A 26,334-nucleotide genomic window follows, 5' to 3' on the forward strand; every position below is an offset into this window, starting at 1 on the left:
ATGAAGAAATTATTGAAAGTTACTATCGTCTTTTTGTCGAGCTTGTTGTTTACTCAATGTGATGACAGCCTATTGGATACTTACCCCCAGGATCAATTGGGAAGCGAATTGTTTTGGAAAACGGAGGCAGATGCTGTGAATGCGGTCAATGCCTTGTACACCAAGTTGCCTGGAATTAGCGAAATGCAATGGGATATGATGTCTGACATCGGGCATACCAACACCACGTACGATGCAAAAGTAACCATTGAAAGAGGAGAGCATAATGCAACCCTTGGATATTTTGATAATCTATGGGATAATGGTTATGCTGCTATCCGGGCAGCCAATTATTTCTTGGAAAATATCGATAAAGTAAAAGAAAACGAGCCGGATATAGACGAAGATTTACTGAATCGCTTAAAAGGAGAAGCCCGTTTTATCCGTGCATTCTTTTATACGAGAATGGTGTTTTTGTTCGGAGATATTCCATTGGTTACGAAAACCTTGGATGTATCGGAAGGAAAAACCATTGGCAAAAATTCCAGTGAAGAAATCTGGGACTTCGTAGAAAAGGAATTTTCCGAGATAGCCAATTGGTTGCCGGAAGCGTACTCAGGGGAAAACCTTGGCCGGATCACCAAGGGAGCGGCATGGGCTATGAAAGCCCGGGCCATGTTGTATGCAAAACGCTATACCAAAGCGGCCGAAGCAGCCAAATCGGTGATGGATTTGAATGTATATGGTTTATATCCTGAATATGAGAACCTGTTTTCGTACGATGCGCAAAACAATACCGAAGTCATCCTCGACCGTCAATATGCGCAAGATATTGCCAACCATAATTTCTTTGCTGCATATGCACCCAAAGGAATGCAAGGGGGGGTAGGAGTGTGTCCTACATTGACCTTGGTGGATGCCTATCAAACAATTAACGGTTTGGCAATTGATGAAGATCCTTTGTACGATCCTTTAGATCCGTATGCCAACCGGGACCCTCGCTTAGGATATTCATTGTTTATTCCGACTTTCTCTGACAATGTTCCGGGAGATGAACTGTATAACGGAATCATTTATGACCCGCGTCCCGGTTCCGGAACTGAAGATGAAGTGGAAGTGGATTATTTCCGGACCAAGACCGGCTTTAACACCAAAAAATACATTAACCGAGAAGACAAAGATGACCGTGGAAACGGAGGGACAAATTTCATCTTGATTCGCTATGCAGATGTTTTATTAATGTATGCGGAAGCCAAAATAGAAGCCAACCAAATAGACGCATCGGTGTATGCTGCCATCAATGCCGTTCGCCAGCGAAATGATGTAAACTTACCTGAGGTGAGTGCCGGTAAGTCGCAAGAAGAATTAAGACAAATTTTGCGGCATGAACGGATGGTTGAATTGGCTTTGGAAGGACTTCGCTTTTTTGACATTCGCAGATGGAAGATAGCCCATGTGGTGATGCAAGGGCCTATCGAAGGCATGAGGTACATCAAAAGCGGTGAAACCGAAGTGCAAACTTTACGCTATGGTGGGGTGGAGCGCTCATTCAATCCCGAAAAAGATTATTTATTTCCGGTCCCTCAGGAAGAAATTCTTTTGAATGAGAATTTGAAGCCACAAAACCCAAATTATTAAGAACTAAATAAAACCTAGTAAACCTATTCATAGCATTTACAAATGCTAAAAACAAAAGAGGCTGGATTTTCCAGCCTCTTTTGTTTGCTACCGGACAGCACTTTGGCAAATACCATATAACCTGATATATAATTCTTTGCGATGCAGGTTATTTACTCTGTAAATGCATAAGAAGTAAGATTTTCTGCCTGTAAAATGATGAGAGGAAGGAAATTTACCCACAATATTTATATATTAGGCTCTGTCTTTAAGCTACTTTTTTAATAGCTTTAATCCATTGTCCACTTTGAAGCTTCCTGATCAAACCATATGGAACTCCTTGAAAAATGGCAATAAAGAGGCTTATTTACAAATCTATAAGTCTCATTATGAGCTATTGTATAGCTATGGCTTAAAACTATCCAACGATCAGGAATTGACACGCGATTGTATCCATGAAATATTTGTAAATCTCTGGGAACAAAGAGCTAAGCTCAATGATGTCCTTCATATCAAAGCGTATTTACTGAAGTATTTGCGGAGGTTGATTTTTCATAAGTTGAAAAAGAAAAATCGCCAAACGTCCATCGATTCACTACAACAAGAATCTTTTCAAATCACTTTTTCTCCTGAAGACCTCCTGATTCAACAAGATATTACGAAGGAAAATCAACAAAAAATCATGGAGGCTTTGTCTCATTTGTCGCCCCGGCAAAAGGAAATTATTTACCTCAAATTTTACGATGAGCTTTCTTATCAGGAAATACAAGACATCATGTCTCTGAGCTATCAATCGGTTCGGAATACCCTTCACAAAGCCTTAACAAGCCTGAGAAAACGATTGTTATCATTGGTTGTAATTATTTTTTTTACTTCTAAAATATTGTATATCAATAGTTTATAAATTTATTGATTTTTTTTAAAGAAACATAGGGTACAAAACCGGCCTTATTTCCACTATACCTAAAGTGTAAATTGAAAATGGATTATTCGAATTATTCTGTAGAGGACTTTTTGATGGATGAGTCCTTTCAGAAATATGTGCGGGAAGGAGATAAAGAGAGTCAAAAAATCTGGGAAGAAATATTACGAAACTTCCCGGACAAAGCGCCCGAAATAGAAGAGGCAAAGGAAATACTGCAGTGGGTTCGCTTTCAAAAGCGGAAACCTTCTATAAAGGATGCGGAACAGGATATTAAACGCTTTGAAAAGTATTTGCTTCAAGCTACTATAGGCAAAAGCGGAAAAGTTGTGCCTTTGTGGAAGAGAGGTTGGGCAGCAGCAGTAGTAGTAATGGTCTGTGCCGTAGGGTTTTTATATTATTACCCACAGGTGATCACCGTGAAAAAGACGGACACCGTACAAAATACCAAAGAGTACTTTGAAAGAAAAGTACCTGATGGACAGAAACTTAGCCTTAAACTTGGGGACGGAACTACCGTGAAAATCAATGCGGGGAGCAGCATTAAATTTCCCCAGAAGTTTACCTTGGACAAGCGGGAAGTGTATTTGGAAGGTGAAGCGTATTTCGAGGTAGTAAAAGATGCCGGAAGGCCTTTTATTATCCATACGGGAAATTTTCAGACGACCGTTTTAGGTACCTCTTTTAATATTAATGCTTACCCCTCGCAAGAGGTGTTTAAAATAGCGCTGGTAGAAGGAAAGGTGCAAGTAGAGGATATAAAGGAAAAATCACGGAGGGTGCAATTGACCCCCAACCAAATGGCCATTTGTTTGGATACGGGAATTGTGGCTTCTGCTTTTGATCCGGAGGAAGAATTAGCTTGGAAAAATGATATTCTGGTATTTAAGGAAGCTGATATTCACCAAGTTGCTCATAAGTTGGAGCGATGGTATGGGGTGGATATAACACTCTCCAAAACGCATCTGATCGAAAAGAAATTTACCGGGCGATTTCACAATCAAACACTCGGTCATATTTTGAAAGGGGCCAGCTTTGCCCTGGGGTTTGATTATACCCAACAAGGAAAATCCATTATTATCACCGGAACTAAATAAGTATGCCTATGAAAAAAACATTACGATTGCATTTCTCAGGGATCTCTTTTATTTACCACTTTACAGGGCATGCTTTCCCAAAGTAGATCTTTCGTAATAAGCTACCTTTAATGAAACAAAAAACCGGAAGTATAACAATGTACCTCCGGCTTGGAAACTAGTATTTCTCTCTCCCTCTTGCTTGTGGAATTTTGGCGAACTCTGATCAAGCAATTGAGATAGATAATGCTTTTGATGAAAATGATTTCTCAACAAAAACATCCTTAAAAGTATGAAATTGAAATTAATACGACAAGTATTAGCCATGTCTAGGTATGCATTATTAGGACTAACTATTCAGTGCTTCCTTTGCAGTATGTTGATTGCTGCGGAGGGAAAAGCGCAAAAAAGCATAGAGGACATCTATGTGAGTGTACAGATTAAAAATCAAAGCATCGAAAAAATATTTACGGACATTGAGAAGCAAACCAATTTTAACTTTGCGTACAGCAAAAATGTTCTTAAAAACCTCAACAAACTTTCGCTGAGCAAAAGGCATATTTCTTTAGCTAATTTACTTCGCTTGTTGTCTACGGATCATCCCTTGGACTTCAAGAGGGTTAATGGAAATATTTATGTAAGCCGGAAAAGAGTTAATTCTGAGACTTTTGCCGATGCTGTAAAAAAAGCCGAGGACATTCAAATCTCCGGAACGGTAGTGGATGAAGACGGTCAGCCTTTACCCGGAGTCAGTATTTTGATCAAAGGTACCACCCGTGGCGCTTCCTCGAATGTGGATGGAAGTTTTAACCTGACTATGCCGGAGGGAGCCACATTGATTTTCAGTTTTATCGGCTACAAAACTCAGGAGATAGAAGTAAACGGGCAGCAAAAATTGAATATTGTGATGCAATCCGATGTGTCGGAGTTGGAAGAGGTGGTAGTCGTAGGGTTTGGAGAGCAAAAGAAACTGAGTGTAGTAGGATCGGTCACTACCGTAAAGCCCAAATCATTAAAAAATCCCAGCAGTTCCCTTTCCCAATCGTTTGCCGGAAGGCTTTCCGGGGTGGTGGCGGTGCAAAGTTCCGGTGAACCGGGTAGGGATGCCGCTCAATTTTGGATCAGGGGGGTTGCTACCTTGGGGAATACCAGCCCATTGGTTTTTTTGGATGGGATTGAAATTTCCCTTTCGGATATGAACCGGATTGACCCGACCAACATTGATAATTTTTCCATTTTGAAAGATGCCTCGGCTACGGCAGTGTATGGGGCCAGAGGAGCCAACGGGGTTATTCTCATCGAAACCAAAAGAGGGTTTGAAGGAAAACCCCGGGTGAGTTTCCGGGTAGAAAACTCTTTTGTAAGCCCGACCAAGTTGCCAAAGTTTACCGATGCAGTCACTTTTATGCAAATGTATAACGAGGCAAAACGAAACCGGGATCCATTCCTCAACCCAAAATACAGTGAAGAAAAAATCGATGGTACCAGAAAAGGCCTGGATCCTTATGTGTTTCCCAATGTCGATTGGTTGGATGAGTTGTTTAAAAATTATGCAACCCGGCAATATGCGAATGTGAATGTAAGAGGGGGTGGAAAAGTGGCCAAATACTACATGTCAGTTTCCTATTACAGAGACGAAGGTATACTGACCAAAACCAATGTCAACGATTTCAATAATAATATTATTAATGAGCGCTACAACTTTGTCAACAATATTTCGGCAAAAGTGTCGCCTACTACAGAGTTGGAATTAAATATTAGCGCAGACATTGTGGATTATAACGGCCCGGCCGTAGATGCAAGCAGTATTTTTAACAGTGTGATGAATTCCAATCCGGTGCGCTTTCCTATCACCTATCCCACACCTGATGCATCCGGACATATCTACTTCGGATTCCGTACTTCCGGTTTTTCCAATAATAATCCCTATGCAGACCTGGTCAAAGGATATAAGGAGAGAATGTCTTCTACGCTGATTTCTACTGTGCGGTTAAAACAAGATTTGGGAATGTTGACAGAAGGGCTTTCGTTTAACGGATTGGCGTCTTTTAAAAATTGGGCCCAAACCCAAACGACCCGTACCTATGATCCGTTTTTGTACGAAATGACTTCCTACTCGTTGAATGAAGAAACCGGGAAGTATGAATACGATTTGGAATTGGTAGGAAACGGAGGTAGAGAAACTTTAGCCCAAGAAGCCTCGAATAACGGAGACCGGTTTATGTTTTTTCAAACATCCTTAAATTATGCCAGAGCGTTTGGAAAACACGATGTCACAGGGCTATTGGTTTACCTGCAGCGACAGTATAATATCAATTTGGTAACGGAAAATTTGACCGCTTCACTCCCTAGCCGTAATCAAGGCATTTCGGGACGCTTTACCTATTCTTATGACGATCGGTATTTGGCAGAGTTGAATTTTGGCTATACCGGATCGGAGAATTTTATAGAAGGCAAGCGCTTTGGTTTTTTCCCTTCGGTAGCTGTAGGCTATGTGGTATCGAACGAAGCTTTTTTTGAAGGGGCCAAAGATATCTTCAGTTTATTGAAATTGAGGGCGTCTTATGGTTTATCGGGAAATGACCGTATTGGAGGAGATCGCTTTCCTTATGTCAGTAAAGTGAACCTGAGCAATGGGGATTATAACTATACTTTCGGAAAAAACTTTGACAATACCCGGAATGGGGTGTTTATCGAGCGGTACGAAAATTCGGAGATTACCTGGGAAGAAGGAAAAAAATTAAACCTGGGAATTGACATTGAGTTGTTCCATAAATTAATGTTGAATGCTGATGTTTTTAAAGAAGTCAGAAGCGGTATCTTCTTACAAAGAAACACGGTACCGGGTACGATGGGGATCGGAGAATCGAACCCTTATGCCAATATAGGCGAAGTGGAAAACAAAGGGATGGACATTACCTTGACCTACAACCATAGCTTCGGCAAAGACTTGATTATCTCTTCCAGAGGTACCTTTACGTTTGCCAAAAATAAAGTTTTGAAAGACAGTAATCCGGATCGCCTTTATCCTTACTTATCCAGCGTAGGCCGGCCGGTAAACCAACTTTGGGGCTTACAAGCAGAAAGGCTGTTTATCGACCAAGAGGAAATTGAAAACCATGCCAGGCAATCCTTTATCTCCAATTATTATCCCGGAGATATTAAGTATACGGATGTCTCTAATGACTTTGATGGAATGAACCAAATTGATGCAAATGACCGCGTTCCGATGGGGCATCCTACCGTTCCGGAAATCACCTATGGCTTTGGTGTCAATGTGATTTATAAAAAGTTTGATTTGGGAGTGCTTTTTCAAGGAATTGCCAGAAAATCATTCTTCATCAATAATATCCAGCCTTTTGCACAAAACGAAAGAAACGTGTTACAGGCCATTGCCGATGACTATTGGACACAAGAAAACCAAAACCTGTACGCTTTTTATCCCCGGTTGACGGATGTGGATAACCCTAACAATACTCAAAATTCTTCCTGGTGGCTGAGAGACGGCTCCTTTGTGCGCTTGAAAAATGCCGAAATCGGCTATCAAATGAATGAAAAGGTGAGGTTTTATACCAATGGAGTCAATTTATTAACCTTCTCCAAATTTGACCTTTGGGATCCTGAAATGGGAGGAGGTAACGGTTTGGGGTATCCTCCGCAGCGCACCATCAACCTGGGTGTACAAGTAAACCTTTAGTCAACGAACTCAATGAAATTTGAAAATGATGAATATGAGAATACTCAAAAAAATTACTTGCCTGTTTGCATTGTTGATCGGCTTGAATGCATGTAATTATTTAGATATAGTTCCTAAAGATATCTCTACCTTGGACGATGCCTTTAAGCGACCCAACGAAGCGTTGAATTTTTTATATTCCACCTATTCCTTTATGCCCAATGAAAACGATATGTTCGATGCCATTGGCTTGTGGGGAACCGATGAAATGGTCACTCCTTGGGACCGTTCCCATTACCATGCGAAAAGAATGATGCGCGGAGAGTTGAATGCTTCCAGCCCCTTTTTCGACTATTGGACGACTAACGGGGACATTGATATGTACGATGGCATCCGGCAGTGTTATATTTTCCTGAAGAACATTGATCAGACTCCCGGGTTTTCCGAACCTGAGGTCCGCCGGATGAAAGGAGAAGTGAATTTCTTAATAGCCTATTACCACTTCATCCTGATGCGGCAATACGGTCCGATTGTATTGATGGAAAGTGAAGTGTCTTTCAACGCCCCGGAGGAAGAGTTTTTCCCCACCAGAAAGCCTTATGATGAATGTGTGGAGTTTATCACTCAAAAATTTGATGAGGCCATAGAATTATTACCGTTATCGATACCATCTACGGAAGAAGGACGAATCACGAAGCTGATCGCACAATCCATCAAAGCCAGAATGCTATTGTATGCCGCCAGTCCGCTGTTTAATGGCAATGGTGAGTTTTATAGTGATTTTGTTAATAAAGACGGGACACAGTTAATCAATACTTCTTTTGACCAGGAAAAATGGAAGAAAGCTGTAGATGCAACCAAAGTTGCTATTGAGTCGGCAGAAGGAAATGGCGTGCGAATGTATGAATACACCGGTGCATTGGACGATGAGGACCAGCGTTATGAGATGAGCTACCGCTATTCCATGGTAGACCCCTGGAACGATGAATTGATTTGGGGATATTCGATTAAAGAAGACTATTACGGTTGGCAGAGGCATAGTGCACCCCGAATGAACAGTTCGGTGCCTTATAACGGCCAAGGGGCTTCTATCACTATGGTGGAAACATACTATACGGAAAACGGCTTGCCAATAGAAGTGGATCCGGAGTACGATTATAATGGAAGATATCAAATTGACGGGAGCACGGTGAAATTACACCAGCACCGTGAGCCGCGTTTTTATGCCAGTATTGCTTATGACAGGGGGGTATACGAGTTTAATGATACGGAGTATACCATGAATTTTATGTTTGGGGAAGAACATGGTTTGTCCGAAGGGCAAAACAACTATACGCCTACAGGATATTTAGTGAAAAAAGGCGTGCATCCTCAATCCATCATCAACTCCAGTCAAAATACACTGGTATACTACCCATGGCCTTTGGTGAGGTTGGCCGAGTTGTACCTGAACTATGCGGAAGCCTTGAATGAATACTACGGAGAAGCTAAACATACGGAAGTCATCAGCTATTTGAACAAAATCAGAACCCGTTCAGGAATACCCACCGTGCAAGATGCTTGGGCCAAGGTGGGTAAGAGCTCTTTTACTAAAGATGAAATGCGGGAAATGATCCGTCAGGAACGAAATATCGAATTGGCATTTGAAGGACACCGGGTTTGGGACATCAGAAGATGGAAGTTAGGAGAGGAATATTTTAATGTACCAGCACGAGGGTTTAATATTCAAGCCAGTACACCAGAGGAGTTTTATCAGGTGATCAATGTGGAAACACGAATTTTTAAAACCCCTTCTTATTACTTGTTTCCTATCAGAATTTCCGAATTGGAGAAAAACCAAAACTTAGTACAAAACCCTGGATGGTAACCTAAAAAGACAACGAACATGAAAAAAATAAGAGATCTGAGTATCATAACTTTCTTCTTATTACTTGCATTTTCTTGTGATAAGGATGACGAGATTCAACTACCTGCAGGACCTGAAAATGTACAAGTGAATCCGGGATATGGAGAAGCATTGTTTACCTGGGATTTTCCGGAAGGGCAAGGCGTAGAATATGTACGGGTGGACTATACAAATTCGGAAGGCAAATCACTGCATCAAAAATTTAGTCAATATACGGACATCGCGGTTATTTCCGGTTTGGAAGAGCGGGAGTATACATTTCAAATCAGTGTAGGGGACAAAAGTGGAAATTTATCCGATGCCAAATCAGTGAATATTACACCTTATCAACCACCCTATTTGTTTGTGAAGGAAACGATCGGTTTGATAGCGGATTTTGGCAGTGTGGTAGTCTCTTGGGAAAATGAAACGGAAAAAGAAGTGGGTATCAATGTGGTGTATACGGATGCGAACGGTGTGTCGCAAACGCATGTAGTGAATACTTCGGAAGCTCAAGGATCGATGTCTATTTCCAATGTAAGTGCAACGGAGCAAACGTTTGAAGTGTATGTATCCAATGCACAGGGATTGCGCTCTGAAAATAAAACCTTCACGGCCAAGCCATTAAAAGAAGTTTCGTTTGCAAAAAACAATTGGGAAGTGATCGATATTTCATCGGAGGAACCGGCTGAAGGAGGAGACAATGGAGTAAAAGGAAGCCTGATTGATGATACTATTGATAGTTTCTGGCATTCTGCCTGGGCGGGGTCACAGCCTGATTTCCCACATCATTTTACCATTGATATGAAAGAGGTTCGTACCGTGAGCCGTTTAGGTTTGGTCAACCGTCAAAATAATACCCAAGGAATGACCAAAATAAAAATTGAGGGCAGTGTGGATAATGTCACTTGGGAAAACCTGGGAGAGTTCCCTTTTGAGCAAATCAATGCCGAACAGAAGTTCAGGCTAACTTCCAATCCCCAAATCCGCTACTTTAAAGTGACAGGACTGGAAGGGCCTAACTTTTACACCTTTTTGGCAGAAGTATATGCCTACGGGGAATAATAATTTTTAAAATTTTAGAAAGGCTGTCTAAAAAGTCGAAATGTAGCCACAAAGATTTATACGAATAAATACTAATTGTAAATCAAAGAATTGAGACTTAGAATCTTCGCGGCATTTTATGTTCTTTTGACTTTTCGGACAGCCTCTTATTTTTAATGTGCAACAAATGAATAAGGCATTCACTTATTTTATACTTTTCCCTGTTTTTGCATTGTTTTCTGCTTGTAATGATTCCTCTAACCCAAATGCAGGTTTGGAGAATAGGAAAACACCACTTGACAATCATATTTCCATCCCTGCGAATAAATCCTATATAGAACCCTGGGAGGAACAAAGTCCGGCCATGAAATATAATCCTGATGCCGATCGGGATGTTGTCCGTGATTGGTCTTCGTTGGAGCATCAATTGGTTTGGTATCTGGAATTGGCTCCCGGTGAATATTTAACCGGCATTACTTTGCAAGTTGAAGAAGGTCAACAATCTTCCTTTCAATTTACGGTAAGCTCACCCAGCCAAAGTGAATATGACGAAACTTTTGAAACACTGGCTGTGGGTGTAGGTACCTTTCAGGAGGTACAGTTGGGTACTTTTCAAGTAAAAGAAAAAGGATTTTACCGCTTGGAATTGAATCCTGTTTCCAAAACCGGGGCGAAAATAGCTAAGGTAAAAAGTATCAATTTTCAGACAAATGGAGAGGTTCGTTTTGCAAAATGGTTGTCTTCTCCGTCCGTACATTTGCGTTATCAGCCTGAAGACCAGGTTGCCAGGGAATACGATTGGCTTTATGGAGAAATCAATGTACCTGAAGGCTATGATCCCTTATATACTTTTTACATGTGTATTGGATTTTACCGGGGGTATTTTGGGATACAAGTCAATAGTTCCATTGAAAGAAGAGTCCTTTTTTCGGTTTGGGATAGTTCGGAGGAGCACAATGACCGGGACAATGTACAAAAAGAAAATTTGGTTTCTTTGGTAGATAAAGGTCATCAGGTAAATGCAGGAAGCTTTGGAAATGAAGGGACAGGTGGACAGTCGTATTGGAAATATCCTTGGAATACCGGAGTACCTGTGAAATTTATCATGAATGTCCGGAAGCTGAAAAATAAGTCGGCATTGTTATCTGCCTGGTTCAAAGATGTAGAAACAGAGGGTTGGAAATATATGGCTACTTGGAGAGCACCTAAGGAAGACCGTTATTTTAACGGATTTTATTCTTTTTTGGAAAACTTTGGCAATAGAAACGGTCAGAAGGTGCGCAAAGCCTATTATTACAATATGTGGGGAAAAGAAGTAGGAGGTAATTGGGTTAATTTCAACCTGGCATCCATGACCCATACGGATGGAGTGCCCGAAGGCCGCAGCGATTATGCCGGTGGATTGAGACCCGGTTCTTCTGCTCAATTTTTTATGAGTTCCGGTGGATATACACCAGCTCAAGAGCATAAAACCAGCATTTCCGAACGCCAAATGACTGCACCCACTGTTGATTTGAATGTGTTGAAGGGCAGGGTAAACAAGGCTTTGAAAAACGAAATTACCCCATTGGATAAGTCCATGTGGAAGGTGCTTGATTTTTCATCGGAAGAAACTTCAGGGGAAGGGGCGGAAAATGGCCGTGCTGCTGATGCAATAGACGGTCATCCGGCTACTTTTTGGCATAGCCAGTGGTCGGGCAGCCAACCGGGTTATCCACATTTTATCAGACTTGATTTGGGAGAACAGGTGGAGAGTAAAGGGATGATTATTCAGAATCGTTCAAAGTCCAATGGCCGGCCTGAATCCATTCATCTCTCAGTGAGTAAAGACTGTACGGCATGGTCAGAAATAGGTGATTTCGAAATTCCTGTCAATGGAGGGAATATTGATTTTCCGGAAACAAAAACCTTCAGGTATATGAAACTGACCGTAAACTCAGGGCATCACGATGGCACGGAAAAAAACTTCTTTGTGCACATCGCCGAAATCGGATTGTATTAATGGATGTAAGGTTGAGAGTCAGTTTTCATTCAAGCAATTAAGGTGCCCTATCAAATACTTGAAACTTGCTTATTACTATTTATTTAAATAATGAAATATGAAAAAATTAGCGTACTATATACCACTCTTATTCCTTTGTTTTTGCAGTCTTATTGCCTGTTCTGAAAAGGATCAACTAGAAGTCATTGATAAAGAAGAACCGGAAGGGCAGTCACCGGAAGAACCCGTTGATTTAGGAAATTTCACATCGGATCATCAGCATAACTTAAATGTGATCTATTTTGTACCTGCTGATATAGAACCTTTGGAACGATATCATGAACGCTTGTCCGGTGTTATGTTGTATATGCAAGATTGGTACGCTCAGGAGATGGCCCGTTATGGGTTTGATAAAACGTTTGGCTTGTTGAAGAGCGAAGTGGACCCTTCCTATGTGAAAGTGCTTGTGATTCGCGGGAAAAACAATCAAGAGTATTACCCTTATGAGGGAGGAGGGTCTAAAGCCATTCAGGAAATCAAGGAATATTTTGAGCAACATCCCGAAGACAATCACGGGGCTCATACCTTGGTGTTTATGCCCAGTCGGGAGGGAGACAATGGCTGGAATGCCGGAGGAGTACCTTTTTATGGCTTGGGCAAATGGTGCTTTGCCTTGGATTACAAAAACTTTGATATGAAATACTTCGGCAGCAACTCCAAGGAAGCAGATGATCATTGGATTGGTGGGACGATACATGAATTGGGCCATGGTTTGAATTTACCTCATAATAAACACAAAGCAACCGACAATTGGATTTCGATGATGGCTTGGGGCAATCATGAGTTTGCTTCTGCTCCTGAAAATGTTCGGTTTACACTTGCCGATGCCTTGATTCTGAATAATAACCAAATAGTGAATAAAAACAGTGCGGTAACGTATTACACTCAAACACCCGAATTCAATTTGAAAGCAATGCGTATCTATGCGGATGCTCAAAATTTGTATGTGAGTGGAAAATTTGAAACGGATGTACCGGTGAATGGAGTAATTGTGTACAATGATCCGAAGACCAGTGAAAGTGATGCGGATTATAATGCGGTTACCTGGGGAACGAAACAAATTGAACCGGACAATAGCTTTTCACTGACGATGCCTTTGGAAGGAATTGACAAGGATTTTCAACAGTATCCTTTTGAGTTGAGGATACGCTTTTGCCATGAAAATGGAAATTTCACCGTACAAAAATACAGCTATCAATTTCAAAGTGGTCGACCGGATATTGATATTCATTTAAAAGAAGTGGAAGAGTTGCCAAAAGATACCTGGTCGGTAATAGCAGTATCCTCTGAGGAATTGGTAGGTGAAGGGGCTGATAACGGTGCGGCTGCTTATCTGATTGATCAGGATGCCGCTTCTTTTTGGCATTCTCAATGGTATCAGGCGAAACCGGATTATCCACATTCTTTCACTGTGGATATGGGCGCCACTCATGAGGTGAAAGGGTTGGTCTTTGATCAACGGGGTGAGAAATACAACGGCAGGGTAAAGGATTACACTTTAGAAGTAAGTAATGATAATACCTCTTGGACCAAAGTGGGCGATTTTACCTTGAGTGATGCACAGCGTATTGTCAAAGACCTGGATATGTCCCAAACGTTTAGATATTTTAAAATAACCATAATAAGCGGCTATGATAATGGCAGTGGTGAAAACGTATTTTTTACCCACTTAGCCGAAATAGGCGTGTATTAAGGTTTCATACCTTTTCATTGTGTACATAACTTGGCTCGTGATGAAATAGTCAAATTTTGAAAGCCTTCTCTGACTACAGAGGAGGTTTTTTGTGAGTAAATTTCTGACAATGTTGAATATACACCGGTTTTTTATACTTCTTGATAATATTCATTTTCAAGAAGTTATAGGATTTTCATCTTAATGAAGATTAGAAAAATTACCTGAAACCAGTTTGGTTTTTTCTTAATTTACTTTCCTTAATTTTGTTAGGTATAAAGTGTTGTACAAAGCACTAACAGCGATTACTAACAATTTTGTGATATAAAGTACCGGAATGATGATGAGAACCTTATTACTAAGTTTACTTTTTGCGTGCCTATTTTTTACTTCTTGTACTCAAAAGCAACAAGGAGAGGCAGAGACATCTGTACCACTGAGAGAAAAACCCAATATTGTCATTCTTTTTTGTGATGATATGGGCTATGGGGACTTGGGCGTGTATGGCCATCCGACTATCAAAACGCCTAACCTCGACCGTATGGCAGGGGAAGGAATGCGATTTACTCAATTTTATTCGGGTTCTCCGGCATGCTCAGCCAGTCGTTATTCCTTATTGACAGGTCGATACCCTATACGTTCCGGCTTTGGTTGGGTACTGTATCCGGATGGACCCAAGGGTATGCATCCCGAAGAATACACCTTGGCCGAAGGACTGAAAGACGCTGGGTATAAAACGGGTATGTTTGGAAAATGGCACTTGGGTAACCTTCATGAATATTTACCTGTACAGCATGGCTTTGACGAATACCTGGGTTTGCCTTACAGTAATGATATGATCCCTCCTAAATTTCCGGACATCGCTCTATTTCAAAATAACGATACTTTGGAACTGAACCCCGATCAGACCAAATTGACAAAAATGTATACTGAACGGGCGGTCAATTTTATCAAAGGGAATAAAAAGGATCCTTTCTTTTTGTATTTGCCTTATGCTATGCCCCATGTGCCACTGATGCCTGGAAAAGACTTCCAAGGAAAATCAATGCGAGGAAAATATGGGGATGTGGTTGAAGAAATCGACTGGAGTGTCGGTCAAATTTTGGAAACTCTTCAACAAGAGGGACTGGCTGAAAATACATTGGTATTTTTTACCAGTGACAACGGCCCTTGGATCATCAAAGACATTGAAGGCGGCTCTGCAGGACTGTTTCGGGATGGAAAAGGAAGTACCTGGGAAGGAGGTATGCGCGAACCGGCAATTGCCTGGTGGCCCGGTACCATCAAAAAAGGAAGTGTTTGTGCGGAGGTTGCCAGCACATTGGATTTGTATGTGTCTGCACTGCAATTGGCAAAACAAGAAATCCCAACTGACCGGGCGGTCGATGGAAAAAGTATTGTATCACTTTTAAAACAGAGCGGTGAAGCCAGTGTGGAGCAACCGTATTTTTATTACGGCATGAACAACTATTTGTATGCTGTGCGCAAGGGAGCCTGGAAATTGCATATCCACACTTACAGTCAAACAGGCAAACAATATTTTGAGGGGAAGCTTCCGCTTTTATTCAATATTGAAGAAGATCCTTCGGAAAAATATGACTTATCCGAACAGTACCCTGAGAAAATCGCTGAATTGCAAAAGGAAATTGATGCCCATGAACAGAAATTAGAGAGTGAATCGAGTTTTTTTGCGAAAGCAGAAAATACAGGAGAGCAAACTAAGGAATAAGGGTAGTAAAAGCTATCATGATGTGAATGAAGGGAGAACATTATACAAATAAGTCTGCGGTGATTTGATCTGCAATCAATTTGCCCTTGGTTTCCAAAGTGATGATATTTTGAGGAGAAATTGATAAATAGCCGTTTTTCTGATATTTGTTCAGAATAGCGGCTTTTTCTGTTAGTAAGTCCCAATGTAGTTTTTCCAATAAGTAGTTGGTATTACAACCCCATTGAGTTCGCAGGCTGGTGAGTAAGTATTCATTGATTTGATCCTCTTTGCTTAAAATTTCTTTGGTAGCGGGGATTGTACCTTCTTGAAGGGCTTTGAGATATTGAGCATTACTGGATACGTTGTACTGACGGGATTGCAAATTAAAAGAATGAGCACCGGGGCCAATGCCTAAATAAGGGGTTTGTTTCCAATAATTGGAATTATGTTGGGAATAATAGCCCGGTAGTGCAAAGTTGGATACTTCGTAATGCTCGAATCCGTTGTGGGTGAGTCTTTCCACCATGATTTCAAATTGACGGGCGGCATATTCATCTTCTTTGGGTTTTAATTGACCTTTTTTATTCCAATTGCCAAATACGGTTTTTTCTTCAATGGTCAGGCAATAGGAAGAGATATGTTGCGTATGCAACGCGATTGCCTTGTTCAGGTCTTTTTCCCACAGTTGATGGGTACCTCCGGGAATGGCATAAATTAGGTCGATGGTAATGTTATCAAATCCACAATCCTGAGCCTGTTTTACACAAGTTTCCGCTTCATTGGATGAATGTGCCCGGTGCATGAATTTTAAATGGGGTTCATGAAAGGACTGAATACCAATGCTAAGGCGGTTAATACCCGCTTTTTTCAATTGAAGAAGTTTGTTCCGGTTCAAATCATCCGGATTTGCCTCCAGTGTAATTTCCGGGGAGATATCCACAAAATAGTGTTGATAAACTGTGGATAAGATTTTAATCAATTGATTATCAGTAAGTAAAGAAGGGGTCCCCCCACCGAAATAAATAGTTTTGACAGGGCTTTGCAAATAATCTTTTCTGAAGGTTAATTCCTGACAAATCGCATCTACCATTTCGACTTGGCGTGAAGTATTGGTACTAAAGTGAAAATCACAATAATAGCATGCTTGCTTGCAAAAAGGGATATGGATGTAAATTCCTGACAAATCAATAGCACTTTAGTAAAACAGGAGAAGTAGAACCCAAGAAAAAGTACTCTGTTATGCACCTTATCATTTTGCAAAGTTACAATTCCCTAAGGACATCTCCTCTTTATTTATAAAGCCTACCGGAAGTCCGCTAATTAGCCATAGTCATCCTGGATACAGACCTATTCCTGAAAAATTAATTGGATTATTAGCGAAAAGTGGTGAACTTGGATTGACAATTATTAAAAAAGTATACTGACAAACATGAAAATTACCACTGTTTCTTCGATTGACGAAGTGATTAATCAGCTAGATGAGATAATCCAATGGTCCATTAAACATCAGAGCCGTTTGGGGTATTTTCCGGTTTTGTATAAGCAGGTAACCGAGCGGGTAAAACAAGGAATTGAACAGAATACCTTTGAAGAGGGAGAGCGGATGGAGAAGCTAGATGTGACCTTTGCCAATCGCTATTTTGAAGCTTTGGAGGAATATCTGGAATTTAACAAACCCACGCGCTCTTGGCAAGTGGCCTTTAAGGCAAGCCAGGATTATTGGCCTATTGTGATTCAACATCTTCTTTTGGGGATTAATGCTCATATCAATCTGGATTTGGGAATTGCCGCAGCACAAACGGCCCCGGGCGCAGAGATCATGAATCTGAAAAAAGATTTTGATGAAATCAATCGGATTTTGGCGGAAATGGTGGATGAAGTACAAAACAAACTCACCCGCATCTGGCCTGCCATGAAAACCTTGGATTATTTGGGAGGGGATACGGACGAAGCTATCGTAAATTTCAGTATACATAAAGCCCGTCATGAAGCCTGGATGGCTGCTATGAATTTAGCTTCCATGACGGAAAGCGAACAAGGCCGGGCCATTCAAAAATTGGATAAACGCATTGCCCGGTTGGCCAATAAAGTGTACAAACCGGGCATCTTATTGAGGTTGGTGACCCGGATAGTCCGTTTACGGGAAGTGGGTTCTCCGGCCCAGATTATGCATTGGCTGCAATAGACTGAAGGTAAAATTTTACCTCTTCGGATTCTTTTTGCTCCAAACCCAATCCGAACAAAGCAAAATCGTACTTTACGGGGTCGTTTCGATCCATTTTACATAGGTTTTCAGTCAACTCCAAGGCTGCGTTCCAATCACATTGTTTGCGTTGGAGCAGTTGCACTTGTCGGGCTACTCTTTCCACATGTACATCCAAGGGGCAGATTAGTTGGCTGGGTTGGATACTTTGCCAAAGGCCAAAATCCACCCCTTGGTCATCAGTTCTTACCATCCATCGCAAAAACATATTGATTCGTTTACAAGCAGATTTCCGGGTGGGAGAGGGGATGTGCTTCCGGGTGCGTTGAGGAGCATCTTCCAGTTGGAAAAATTCCTCTCCAAAACCTATAAGTGCTTTTTCAATAGTGGTACAGCCAGGGGTCAAGTGTTTGGAAAAGGCTACTTCCAAGGTAGCGTGTTTTTGATAGTGTTGTTTGAAAAACTCAATGAAATACAGGGTATCGGTAGCGTTAAAAGTCCGGTGTTTGAAGTGTACGAATTTTTTAAGGTCGCTTTCTTGATGGTTGATCATAAAGTCGTGAGGAGCATTATCCATCCACTGAGAAAGTTCTTTACACTTATTGATAATGGTTTTGCGTTGTCCCCAAGCCAATACAGCGGCCCAAAAGCCCATAATTTCAATATCTTGTTTTTGGGTGAAGCTATGAGGGATACAAATAGGGTCGGATTCGATAAAGTCCGGGCGGTTATATGTTTGTACTTTTTCGTCTAGAAAATTTTTTAATTGCTGCATAATATATGTATCTGGAATTGAAACCTACCTATGTACTATTTTTGGTATAAAGAATAGAAAAGGTGATTTTTTTAGTAGATTAGCGTAGTAAATCTTATCATTTTTTCTTACAACTTTCCTACCGTTACCAATGTAATACTTGCTGTTTTTAAAGTATTGGCTAATTTATGAATTAAAATTACCTTTCAACGATGGCTATTTTACATTTCCCTATTTCAATTATACAAAACGATGGTAAATTTTGCCTTTGAACTACTTTTTAGAGAAGGGTGTATCTGTGACGATCACAACGTTCGGATAGGTTTGAAGGGTTATTGACACAAATGAATAACTTGAATGAAAAAGTTATCCCTAATAACCCCATAGAAAGGTTACTAAAAAAGTAATTTTTTAACTTATTCCTTTAAACATAACTCCTGCAAGTTATACAGTACATAGTAGCTATGGACGAAAAAGTAATTAAAATTCTTTATCTGGAAGATTCAGAAGATGATGTGGAGTTAGTTTCATTGTATTTGCGGAAGTTGGGCATTCCCTTTTCCATACGATGGGTGGCTTCTCAAAAGGAATTTGAAAAGGAGTTGCAAGAATTTTCTCCTCGCTTGATCCTATCCGATTGGAATATCCCGGGGTTTAATGGCAAAGAGGCTTTGGCATACACCATGGAACATTATCCCAGAATACCCTTTATCCTAATCACAGGAGAATTAAAAGAAGAGGATGGGTTTGCTTTGATCAAAAGTGGGGCTGCCGACTATTTGACCAAAGGCAATCTAAAAGAACTGCCTGCCACGGTATATAAAGCTTTGCGATGTTATTGGGAACCTGAATTTAAGAAAGCTATTCACAATACGATTCAGCCACCGCCTCCCAGAATCAAGGATACTCAATTTGACAAAGTAGAGAGTGATATGGGCAAGGGGCAAGAGTTAATCCATGAGTATAAACAATTTGTGATAAAATTGCTGAATAACTTTCCGGATTACCTTTATATTTATGATATAGCCCATCAACAATTTGTATATTCCAATAAGAGCCTTTATTACCATTTAGGGTACAATACGGATGGTGCGAATTTAGTAGAGGATTTGTTTGAAGAGGAAGAAAAGAAACGTTGGAGTGATCTTTTGGAGAACGTGGACTGCCTGATTGATGACCTGTTGGATGAATGGGTGTGCCAGGTCAGTAACCGGGCGGGGTCTAAAGTCTGGATTAAAAACCGTATCAGTGTTTTTCGAAGAGGTTCCGAAGAAAAAGTAACTCATCTATTTTGTTGTTTGAATGATATTACCGAACATAAACTCAGGGAAATAGAGTTGACTTCCAGAAATCAACAGTTGCTCTTTGCTCAAAATGAACAAAACCTCAAACTCAAAAAAAATGAGTCTTTATTGCAAAATATCTTTGAATACTCTTTTGATGCCATCATCATCATTGACCGCGAAAAACGGAAGATTGTAGATTGTAACTCTCAAGCCTTAAATATGTTTGGCTTTTTGCATTGGGATGAATTGGTAGGAAAGCCTGCAATGGATCTATTGCCTAAAGCGTACTCCGAAGAAGAGGTGAAAGAGATTGCCATGCATGTGAATATGAAAGGCACTTTTCACAAGGAGGAAGTTTTTTTGAAGAAAAACGGTGGAACCTTTTGGGGGAATTATTCAGTGACCCGTTTGGACAAAGAAAGCGACCATATCCGTGTCATCCGTATTGCCAATATCGATCAATTAAAAAGAGCTCAACAGCAGGCATGGGCCCTGAACAAAAAGCTAGACAAACGGGCACAGGAATTAGAGGTAGTAAACAGCGAACTGGAAGCTTTTAGCTATTCGGTATCTCACGACCTCCGGGCCCCACTCCGGGCAATCAAAGGGTATTTGGAAGTGATCTTGAGTGATTATAAAACCTGGCCCTCTACAGAAGCAAAGTCCTACTTTGAGCGTATTATTAACAATACTGATAAAATGCATGTCTTAATCGAAGACCTCATGCAATTGGCCAATGTGACCCGCTCTGAAATGCAACGGCAAGAATTGAACTTAAGCAAAATGGTGCTCGACATTATGGAGCAACTTCAAAGCCGTTTGCCTGAACGTAGCATTGCGATAGAAGTAGAGCAAAACTTGCAGACGAAGGCTGATAAACGTTTTGTACGGATCTTGTTAGAAAATTTATTGGATAATGCCTGGAAATTTACTTCCAAAAAGCGCAATGCCAAGATCCAGTTTGGCAAAATCATGTACGAAGGAAAGTCGATGTTCTACATCAAAGACAATGGGGCAGGGTTTAATGAGAAATTTGCAGACCGTTTGTTTCAACCTTTTCAACGGCTACATCATAAGAAGGATTTTGAAGGATCTGGTATTGGTTTGGCTACTGTCAGAAGGATTATTAACCGCCATGGAGGGAATATTATAGCCAAAGGGGTTGAAGAACAGGGTACTACTTTCTATTTTAACTTTCATTGATAACGGTGTGTTATTATCAATAAAGTGAATTAACCTTTTCCCTTTTCCTGAAAAATGTTTCAAAAACACCTCCTCTGTGTTACCTTTTTCAATAATAGCTTTGGCTATTCTCTTCAAAAAGTGCCTTGATGAGCCGATTTTGATTCCATCTTCGGTCAAAAACTATACGTTGAAACCACTTCAATTACAAAGTGCTGTTATCAACAATGTTGATAAAGTTGTGAATAAATAAAATTGAATCCGCCTGCAAGGCTTATGTATTGTTAACCAGTTGTTTTTGCTTTGTAACAATGTATACTTGTTTTGTGAATTATCCCATGTTTAGTAGATGGCTTTGTACACTGTTAATCCAATAGACGAACCCATTCGGGTTACACCTTACTCTGTTTCCAATAGAGTAAGTCGGGCCAGGTATTGTTCCTCTTCATTTTCATGAATAAGTTGACAGTGGTAGCCGCATTGTGAAGCGATGGAAGAAAGAGTATCAATATCCACATACAACCAGGAAAACCAATCGCCTTTTTTTCCTCTGTATTCGTATTGATAGGCTATTTCTCCGAAATAGGAGTTTTCAGGCATATCCGTATCTCCGTACAAATAACGAATATCACTGGAATCCAAAAGAATTTGGCCTTGAGGAGAAAGTAGACTTTTCAAATGTTGTAACAGCTGTTGTAACTTGGAGAGTTGACCAGCTAGCCCGATCCCATTCATCAACAACAGTAAAGTATCAAAAGGTAGTTGAGTAAATGTAAAAATATCTGCCGTGAAGGTATTTTTTACTCCGCGTTTTTGCATAACCTTTGTCAAAAGGGGAGAGATTTCCAACGCACTCACTTGTTGGTTCATTTCCTGTAAAACCAAGCAGTGTGCTCCGGCTCCGGCTCCAATATCCAAAATTTTTCCTTGACACATTTCCAAGGCATACTGTTCTAAAAGGGGCATCTCTTCATAAGACCTGAAAAATACCTCTACAGGCATTTGCTCTGTTGCTCCGTAGGAAGTGTGCAGGAGTAAATCGTGATGCGGCATTTGAGCCAAGGCATCCGATATTGCTTCTGATACGGGTTGATAAGAAAGTGTTTTGGACATTGATTAATAGATATTTTTCAACTCGATCAGTGTAGTGATTTCCTTAAAGAGTTTTTCATTGTGAGCAATTCTTTCGGGGTTGAAGAAGATACAATCCATTCCCGCAGCCTGGGCACCTTTGATATCCGTTGCCAGGTTATCCCCAATCATTACGGCCTCTTTAAGTTGGGCTCCGGTGAGTTCCAGTGCATAGGTGAAAATTTCTTTGCTGGGTTTTTTATGTCCGCTACATTCTGAGGTAATTACACAATTGAAATAGTGTGAAATGTTGGCACTTTTCAGTTTAACTCCCTGTACTTCTTTGAAGCCATTGGTGACAATATGAAGCATATAATTTTGACTTAAATGCTCCAAAACCTCCAGGCTATGTTCAATTAAATAAGGTTTTTGTGGGCAACGCGCCAAATAGATTTGACTCATGTTGGAAGGCACAAGCTTCGGGTCGATTCCTAAATGATCAAAGATTAAATGAAACCGTTTATTCCGGAGGTAATCTTTGGTAATTTGATTGTGATCATACAAATGCCAAAGCTCGGAGTTGATCTTTTTAAAAGAAACTAAAAACTCTTCAAAGGTAATTTTCCTAAGAGACCCTATCTCATACTCATAAAATAACTCAGACAAAGTCTCTGTAGAGCTGCGTTCAAAATCCCATAAAGTATGATCTAAATCAAAAAAGAGATGCCTATGAACATTCATAAAATAAATCAAAGGTGAAGAGCAAAGATGGTGGGATTTTGTGAAGGAAACAAATTTGAGTAGCTACACATATTATAAATTCAGGCTGACAATTTGAAATGTTTTTCATTTCAAATCAAATATTGATCAACGGCATTCTGCTTTATTATTTGAGAGAATTATTCGGTTAATCCCATTAAAAGTTTTCAACAAATAATCTTTTTTGCGAAAATATGCATCCTTTCGACATGTAGGTAAAGCCCTTTGTGGAGCCACTGTAAAATGCATCTATTGAAGTATGGTAAAAAATCACAACATGAGTTAGTTAACAAGGGCATAAATCGGGATGGATTGTATCAGGTACACGGCTGAGGAGCTACTGATTGAAGTAAAAATTTATATTTTTGTGAAAGTCAGATATCAATAAACAACCAAATGCTAAAAAACTATGGGACTAGTTGAGATGGTCATGCCAAAAATGGGAGAAAGTGTGATGGAAGGAACCATTTTGAAATGGTTAAAAGATGTGGGAGACCCTATTGAACAAGATGAGTCAGTATTGGAAGTAGCCACTGATAAAGTGGATACGGAAGTACCCTCTACCTACAATGGAACTTTAAGTAAAATATTGGTGCGGGAAGGGGATGTAGTTCAGGTAGGGCATCCGATTGCTATGATTGAAATTGAAGGAGATGCGGATATACCGGTACAAGAAAAGGGGAGTGAAAGTGAAGCTCAAAAAGTGTTGGAAGTAGCTGAAGCTCCTGTGGCAGCAGGAGGATATAAAGCCTCATTGCAACAATCGGAAAGGTTTTATTCTCCTTTGGTCTTGAATATTGCCAGGACCGAACAAATTCCTTTTGAAGAGTTGGAACGTGTTCCCGGCACGGGTAAAGACAACCGTGTGACGAAGAACGATATTTTAAATTATCTATCCAATAGGAAAGAAAGTAGTGGCACACAACCTTCTGCGACTACTACACAAACGGCTCCTACCCCTCATGTAGAAATAGCCCGGACTGTTTCAGTTAATGGAGCCGATGAAATTATGGAAATGGACCGTATGCGTAAGATGATCGCAGACCGTATGGTGGAATCTAAGCGAATTTCACCACATGTGTCTTCGTTTGTCGAGGCGGATGTGACCAATTTGGTGAAATGGCGGAATACAAAAAAGGATAGTTTCAAACAAAGAGAGGGGAATTCACTGACTTTTACGCCACTTTTTGTACATGCCATTGTTCAGGCAATTAAGGACTTTCCTATGATCAATGTGTCTGTAGACGGAAATAAAATTATCAAAAAGAAAGATATTAACATCGGTATTGCCGTGGCATTGCCCAGTGGCAACCTGATTGTGCCAGTGATCAAAAATGCCGACCATTATAGTTTGCGGGGGTTAGCTTTAAAAGTAAATGATTTAGCCAACCGGGCCCGTGCGAACAAATTGCAACCGGACGAATTGCAAGGAGGAACGTATACGGTTTCCAATGTGGGAAGCTTTGGCAATGTGATGGGCACCCCTATTATTATGCAGCCCCAGGTTGCCATTATGGCGGTTGGGGCGATTCGTAAAAAGCCCGCAGTAATTGAAACTCCTGAAGGAGATCTTATAGGTATTCGACAACTAATGTATCTGTCACACTCGTATGATCACCGGATTGTGGACGGCTCTTTAGGTGGGATGTTTGTAAGAAAAGTAGCTGATTATTTAGAGCAATTTGATATGACTACTGAAATATAAATTGAGTTTATAAGCTTGACTTGTTTAGACAGTTTTTGTGAATACTAACTGAGCCAAAGTCCGAAACTTATATATTTGCGGGTTGAAAAAATTGAATTTAGAATAAAATAACTTACGGAATTATGGTGGCTTATGTATTTCCAGGGCAAGGTGCGCAGTTTGTAGGGATGGGAAAAGATTTGTATGAAAGTAGTCCTGTGGCGAAAGAATTATTTGATCGAGCGAATCAGATTTTAGGCTTCTCTATTACAGACATTATGTTTGATGGTACAGCCGAAGACTTGAAACAAACGAAGGTGACCCAGCCTGCGGTGTTCTTACATTCAGTCATTGTAGCATTGACAAGTGATCATTTTCAGCCGGCAATGGTAGCAGGGCATTCGTTGGGGGAATTTTCATCATTGGTGGCCAACGGTACTTTGAGTTTTGAGGACGGACTTGGCTTGGTGGCAAAAAGAGCACAAGCCATGCAAAAGGCCTGTGAAGCGCAACCATCAACCATGGCAGCCATTTTGGGACTGGAAGATGAAAAAGTAGAAACAATTTGTGCGCAAATTGACGAAGTAGTGGTGCCGGCAAATTATAACTGTCCGGGGCAATTAGTAATTTCAGGTTCCCTGGAAGGAATTAATAAGGCTTGCGAGCTAATGAAAGAGGCCGGGGCAAAACGTGCACTTCCCTTGCAAGTAGGTGGGGCATTTCACTCTTCCTTGATGGAACCGGCAAGAGAAGAGTTGGCAGCAGCCATTGAAAAGACAACATTCAATACACCTAAGTGCCCTGTGTATCAAAATGTAAATGCAAAGCCTTTTACTGAGCCGGCTCAAATTAAAGAAAATTTGATTGCGCAATTAACCTCACCGGTTCGTTGGACACAAACCGTACAAAATATGGTGGCCGATGGAGCTTCTCAATTTATTGAGTGTGGACCCGGTAAAGTATTACAAGGGTTGGTGAAAAAAATCCACCGTGCAGCAGAAGTAGCCTCTTTATAAGTTTGCTATTGGTACGGACATGAAGTTTCTTAGAATAAAGAAAGGCAGTGAGATTCCTCACTGCCTTTCTTATATAGTTTAATATGTAAAAAACAAATGGCTAAGTTTTACAATGTTATGCTACAGAGACATTAGAGCTCACGTGGGCAAGGGTTTGTAAAATCTCCAACAATTTGTTTTTATAGACGGGCTTACTTAAGCAAAAATCCATTCCCGCACCTAAGAGTTTTCTTTTTTCACCTTCCAACGAATACGAGGTGAAACCTACAACGGGAATATGGTAACGAGTGCCATTTTCAAATTCTCTTATTTTTCTTACGGTAGTGATACCGTCCATACAGTTCAGTTCTTCGCTCATGAGTATAAGAGAGTATTGCTTTCTTCTAATTCGTTCTAGCACTTCCGTGCCATCTGTTACAACTTCCGTTTTCCATCCATTTTTCTCTAATAGTAGTTGCATGTATGCTGCATCAATGGATCTGCTTTCAGCTAGTAATACAGTGTTCTCAGCCATTCTAATTCTTAGATTTTTGGGTTAAAAAAATATGCCAGTAGAGTGAGAGTTGTCGTACATAATTAAAGTTTTGCAAAGTTGTTTGTTGTTGAATTTAGTTTTTTTTAGACGTATCATTTTTTTGGGTCGGTTAATGGTAAAAACCAAAAGATAAAAAAGTGGAGTGTTCTTTTGATAATATTTGGTAATGAGAGAATTATAGTTTAAAAAAACATCTATGAATAGTACCTCAAATAGCTCAC

Annotated in this window: 18 protein-coding genes; 13 read left to right on the plus strand and 5 right to left on the minus strand. The window is 40.5% G+C overall.

From position 1 onward, the window contains the following. The 9 genes from AAG747_RS07440 to AAG747_RS07480 all read left to right on the plus strand — a co-directional run bounded on the left by AAG747_RS07440 (position 1) and on the right by AAG747_RS07480 (position 15,641). Positions 1-1,617, plus strand: coding sequence for a RagB/SusD family nutrient uptake outer membrane protein (locus tag AAG747_RS07440; protein WP_346820520.1), 1,617 nt, complete (start codon positions 1-3; stop codon positions 1,615-1,617). A 286-nt stretch (positions 1,618-1,903) separates the two neighbouring features. Then, positions 1,904-2,500, plus strand: a complete 597-nt coding sequence (locus tag AAG747_RS07445) for an RNA polymerase sigma factor (protein ID WP_346820521.1) — start codon at positions 1,904-1,906, stop codon at positions 2,498-2,500. A 77-nt stretch (positions 2,501-2,577) separates the two neighbouring features. After that, entirely contained in the window at positions 2,578-3,615 is a 1,038-nt protein-coding gene (locus AAG747_RS07450) for a FecR family protein (protein ID WP_346820522.1), read from the plus strand. Between the two features lie 271 nt (positions 3,616-3,886). Further along, on the plus strand, positions 3,887-7,291 hold the full coding sequence (locus tag AAG747_RS07455; RefSeq protein WP_346820523.1) for a SusC/RagA family TonB-linked outer membrane protein: 3,405 nt from the start codon (positions 3,887-3,889) through the stop codon (positions 7,289-7,291). Positions 7,292-7,325: 34 nt separating this feature from the next. Beyond that, positions 7,326-9,137 (plus strand): RagB/SusD family nutrient uptake outer membrane protein, encoded by a 1,812-nt coding sequence (locus tag AAG747_RS07460; protein ID WP_346820524.1) that lies wholly within the window; start codon positions 7,326-7,328, stop codon positions 9,135-9,137. 18 nt (positions 9,138-9,155) lie between these two features. Further along, the gene (locus AAG747_RS07465) at positions 9,156-10,220 is read left to right on the plus strand and encodes a DUF5126 domain-containing protein (RefSeq protein WP_346820525.1); all 1,065 of its coding nucleotides are present in this window, start codon (positions 9,156-9,158) and stop codon (positions 10,218-10,220) included. 253 nt (positions 10,221-10,473) lie between these two features. Next, the gene (locus tag AAG747_RS07470) at positions 10,474-12,201 is read left to right on the plus strand and encodes a DUF3472 domain-containing protein (protein WP_346820526.1); all 1,728 of its coding nucleotides are present in this window, start codon (positions 10,474-10,476) and stop codon (positions 12,199-12,201) included. Between the two features lie 97 nt (positions 12,202-12,298). Then, on the plus strand, positions 12,299-13,933 hold the full coding sequence (locus tag AAG747_RS07475) for a discoidin domain-containing protein (protein ID WP_346820527.1): 1,635 nt from the start codon (positions 12,299-12,301) through the stop codon (positions 13,931-13,933). A gap of 316 nt (positions 13,934-14,249) precedes the next feature. After that, complete coding sequence (locus AAG747_RS07480; RefSeq protein WP_346820528.1) at positions 14,250-15,641, plus strand: sulfatase family protein; 1,392 nt, start codon at positions 14,250-14,252, stop codon at positions 15,639-15,641. Positions 15,642-15,681: 40 nt separating this feature from the next. Here AAG747_RS07480 and hemW read toward each other — a convergent pair whose 3' ends face one another. After that, positions 15,682-16,806 (minus strand): radical SAM family heme chaperone HemW, encoded by a 1,125-nt coding sequence (gene hemW / locus AAG747_RS07485; RefSeq protein ID WP_346820529.1) that lies wholly within the window; start codon positions 16,804-16,806, stop codon positions 15,682-15,684. Positions 16,807-17,052: 246 nt separating this feature from the next. On the opposite strand from hemW, the gene AAG747_RS07490 reads away from it, so the two are divergent. After that, on the plus strand, positions 17,053-17,808 hold the full coding sequence (locus AAG747_RS07490; RefSeq protein WP_346820530.1) for a DUF5995 family protein: 756 nt from the start codon (positions 17,053-17,055) through the stop codon (positions 17,806-17,808). Here AAG747_RS07490 and AAG747_RS07495 read toward each other — a convergent pair. After that, positions 17,789-18,601 carry a TIGR02757 family protein gene (locus AAG747_RS07495; RefSeq protein ID WP_346820531.1) on the minus strand — a complete coding sequence of 271 codons (813 nt, stop codon included), beginning with the start codon at positions 18,599-18,601 and terminating at the stop codon, positions 17,789-17,791. The two genes, AAG747_RS07490 and AAG747_RS07495, sit on opposite strands and share 20 nt — an antisense overlap. A 443-nt stretch (positions 18,602-19,044) precedes the next feature. Here AAG747_RS07495 and AAG747_RS07500 point away from each other — a divergent pair, with 443 nt between their 5' ends. Beyond that, on the plus strand, positions 19,045-21,069 hold the full coding sequence (locus AAG747_RS07500) for an ATP-binding protein (protein WP_346820532.1): 2,025 nt from the start codon (positions 19,045-19,047) through the stop codon (positions 21,067-21,069). Between the two features lie 378 nt (positions 21,070-21,447). Here the strand turns inward: AAG747_RS07500 and AAG747_RS07505 are convergent, their stop codons facing one another. Together AAG747_RS07505 and AAG747_RS07510 are read right to left on the minus strand one after the other, a co-directional pair. After that, positions 21,448-22,161 (minus strand): methyltransferase domain-containing protein, encoded by a 714-nt coding sequence (locus AAG747_RS07505; protein WP_346820533.1) that lies wholly within the window; start codon positions 22,159-22,161, stop codon positions 21,448-21,450. A 3-nt stretch (positions 22,162-22,164) separates the two neighbouring features. Then, the gene (locus AAG747_RS07510) at positions 22,165-22,860 is read right to left on the minus strand and encodes a YjjG family noncanonical pyrimidine nucleotidase (RefSeq protein WP_346820534.1); all 696 of its coding nucleotides are present in this window, start codon (positions 22,858-22,860) and stop codon (positions 22,165-22,167) included. Positions 22,861-23,287: 427 nt separating this feature from the next. Between AAG747_RS07510 and AAG747_RS07515 the strand changes: the two genes are divergently transcribed. Both AAG747_RS07515 and fabD read left to right on the plus strand, forming a co-directional pair. Then, a complete protein-coding gene (locus AAG747_RS07515) occupies positions 23,288-24,583 on the plus strand; it encodes a dihydrolipoamide acetyltransferase family protein (protein WP_346820535.1) in 1,296 nt (431 codons plus the stop codon). Between the two features lie 122 nt (positions 24,584-24,705). Continuing rightward, a complete protein-coding gene (gene fabD, locus AAG747_RS07520; RefSeq protein ID WP_346820536.1) occupies positions 24,706-25,578 on the plus strand; it encodes an ACP S-malonyltransferase in 873 nt (290 codons plus the stop codon). Positions 25,579-25,693: 115 nt separating this feature from the next. Here the strand turns inward: fabD and AAG747_RS07525 are convergent, their stop codons facing one another. After that, positions 25,694-26,092 (minus strand): response regulator, encoded by a 399-nt coding sequence (locus tag AAG747_RS07525; protein ID WP_346820537.1) that lies wholly within the window; start codon positions 26,090-26,092, stop codon positions 25,694-25,696. Between the last annotated feature and the right edge of the window lie 242 nt (positions 26,093-26,334).

Source organism: Rapidithrix thailandica, assembly GCF_039710355.1.
GTDB lineage: Bacteria > Bacteroidota > Bacteroidia > Cytophagales > Flammeovirgaceae > Rapidithrix > Rapidithrix thailandica.

Bases quoted from the DNA above. Each gene is read 5' to 3' on its own strand.
- AAG747_RS07495 (WP_346820531.1), bottom strand. From the start codon at position 18,601: ATGCAGCAATTAAAAAATTTTCTAGACGAAAAAGTACAAACATATAAC.
- AAG747_RS07465 (WP_346820525.1), top strand. From the start codon at position 9,156: ATGAAAAAAATAAGAGATCTGAGTATCATAACTTTCTTCTTATTACTT.
- AAG747_RS07490 (WP_346820530.1), top strand. From the start codon at position 17,053: ATGAAAATTACCACTGTTTCTTCGATTGACGAAGTGATTAATCAGCTA.
- AAG747_RS07460 (WP_346820524.1), top strand. From the start codon at position 7,326: ATGAGAATACTCAAAAAAATTACTTGCCTGTTTGCATTGTTGATCGGC.
- AAG747_RS07515 (WP_346820535.1), top strand. From the start codon at position 23,288: ATGGGACTAGTTGAGATGGTCATGCCAAAAATGGGAGAAAGTGTGATG.
- AAG747_RS07525 (WP_346820537.1), bottom strand. From the start codon at position 26,092: ATGGCTGAGAACACTGTATTACTAGCTGAAAGCAGATCCATTGATGCA.
- AAG747_RS07480 (WP_346820528.1), top strand. From the start codon at position 14,250: ATGATGATGAGAACCTTATTACTAAGTTTACTTTTTGCGTGCCTATTT.
- AAG747_RS07450 (WP_346820522.1), top strand. From the start codon at position 2,578: ATGGATTATTCGAATTATTCTGTAGAGGACTTTTTGATGGATGAGTCC.
- fabD (WP_346820536.1), top strand. From the start codon at position 24,706: ATGGTGGCTTATGTATTTCCAGGGCAAGGTGCGCAGTTTGTAGGGATG.
- AAG747_RS07475 (WP_346820527.1), top strand. From the start codon at position 12,299: ATGAAAAAATTAGCGTACTATATACCACTCTTATTCCTTTGTTTTTGC.
- AAG747_RS07455 (WP_346820523.1), top strand. From the start codon at position 3,887: ATGAAATTGAAATTAATACGACAAGTATTAGCCATGTCTAGGTATGCA.
- AAG747_RS07440 (WP_346820520.1), top strand. From the start codon at position 1: ATGAAGAAATTATTGAAAGTTACTATCGTCTTTTTGTCGAGCTTGTTG.
- AAG747_RS07500 (WP_346820532.1), top strand. From the start codon at position 19,045: ATGGACGAAAAAGTAATTAAAATTCTTTATCTGGAAGATTCAGAAGAT.
- AAG747_RS07505 (WP_346820533.1), bottom strand. From the start codon at position 22,161: ATGTCCAAAACACTTTCTTATCAACCCGTATCAGAAGCAATATCGGAT.
- AAG747_RS07510 (WP_346820534.1), bottom strand. From the start codon at position 22,860: ATGAATGTTCATAGGCATCTCTTTTTTGATTTAGATCATACTTTATGG.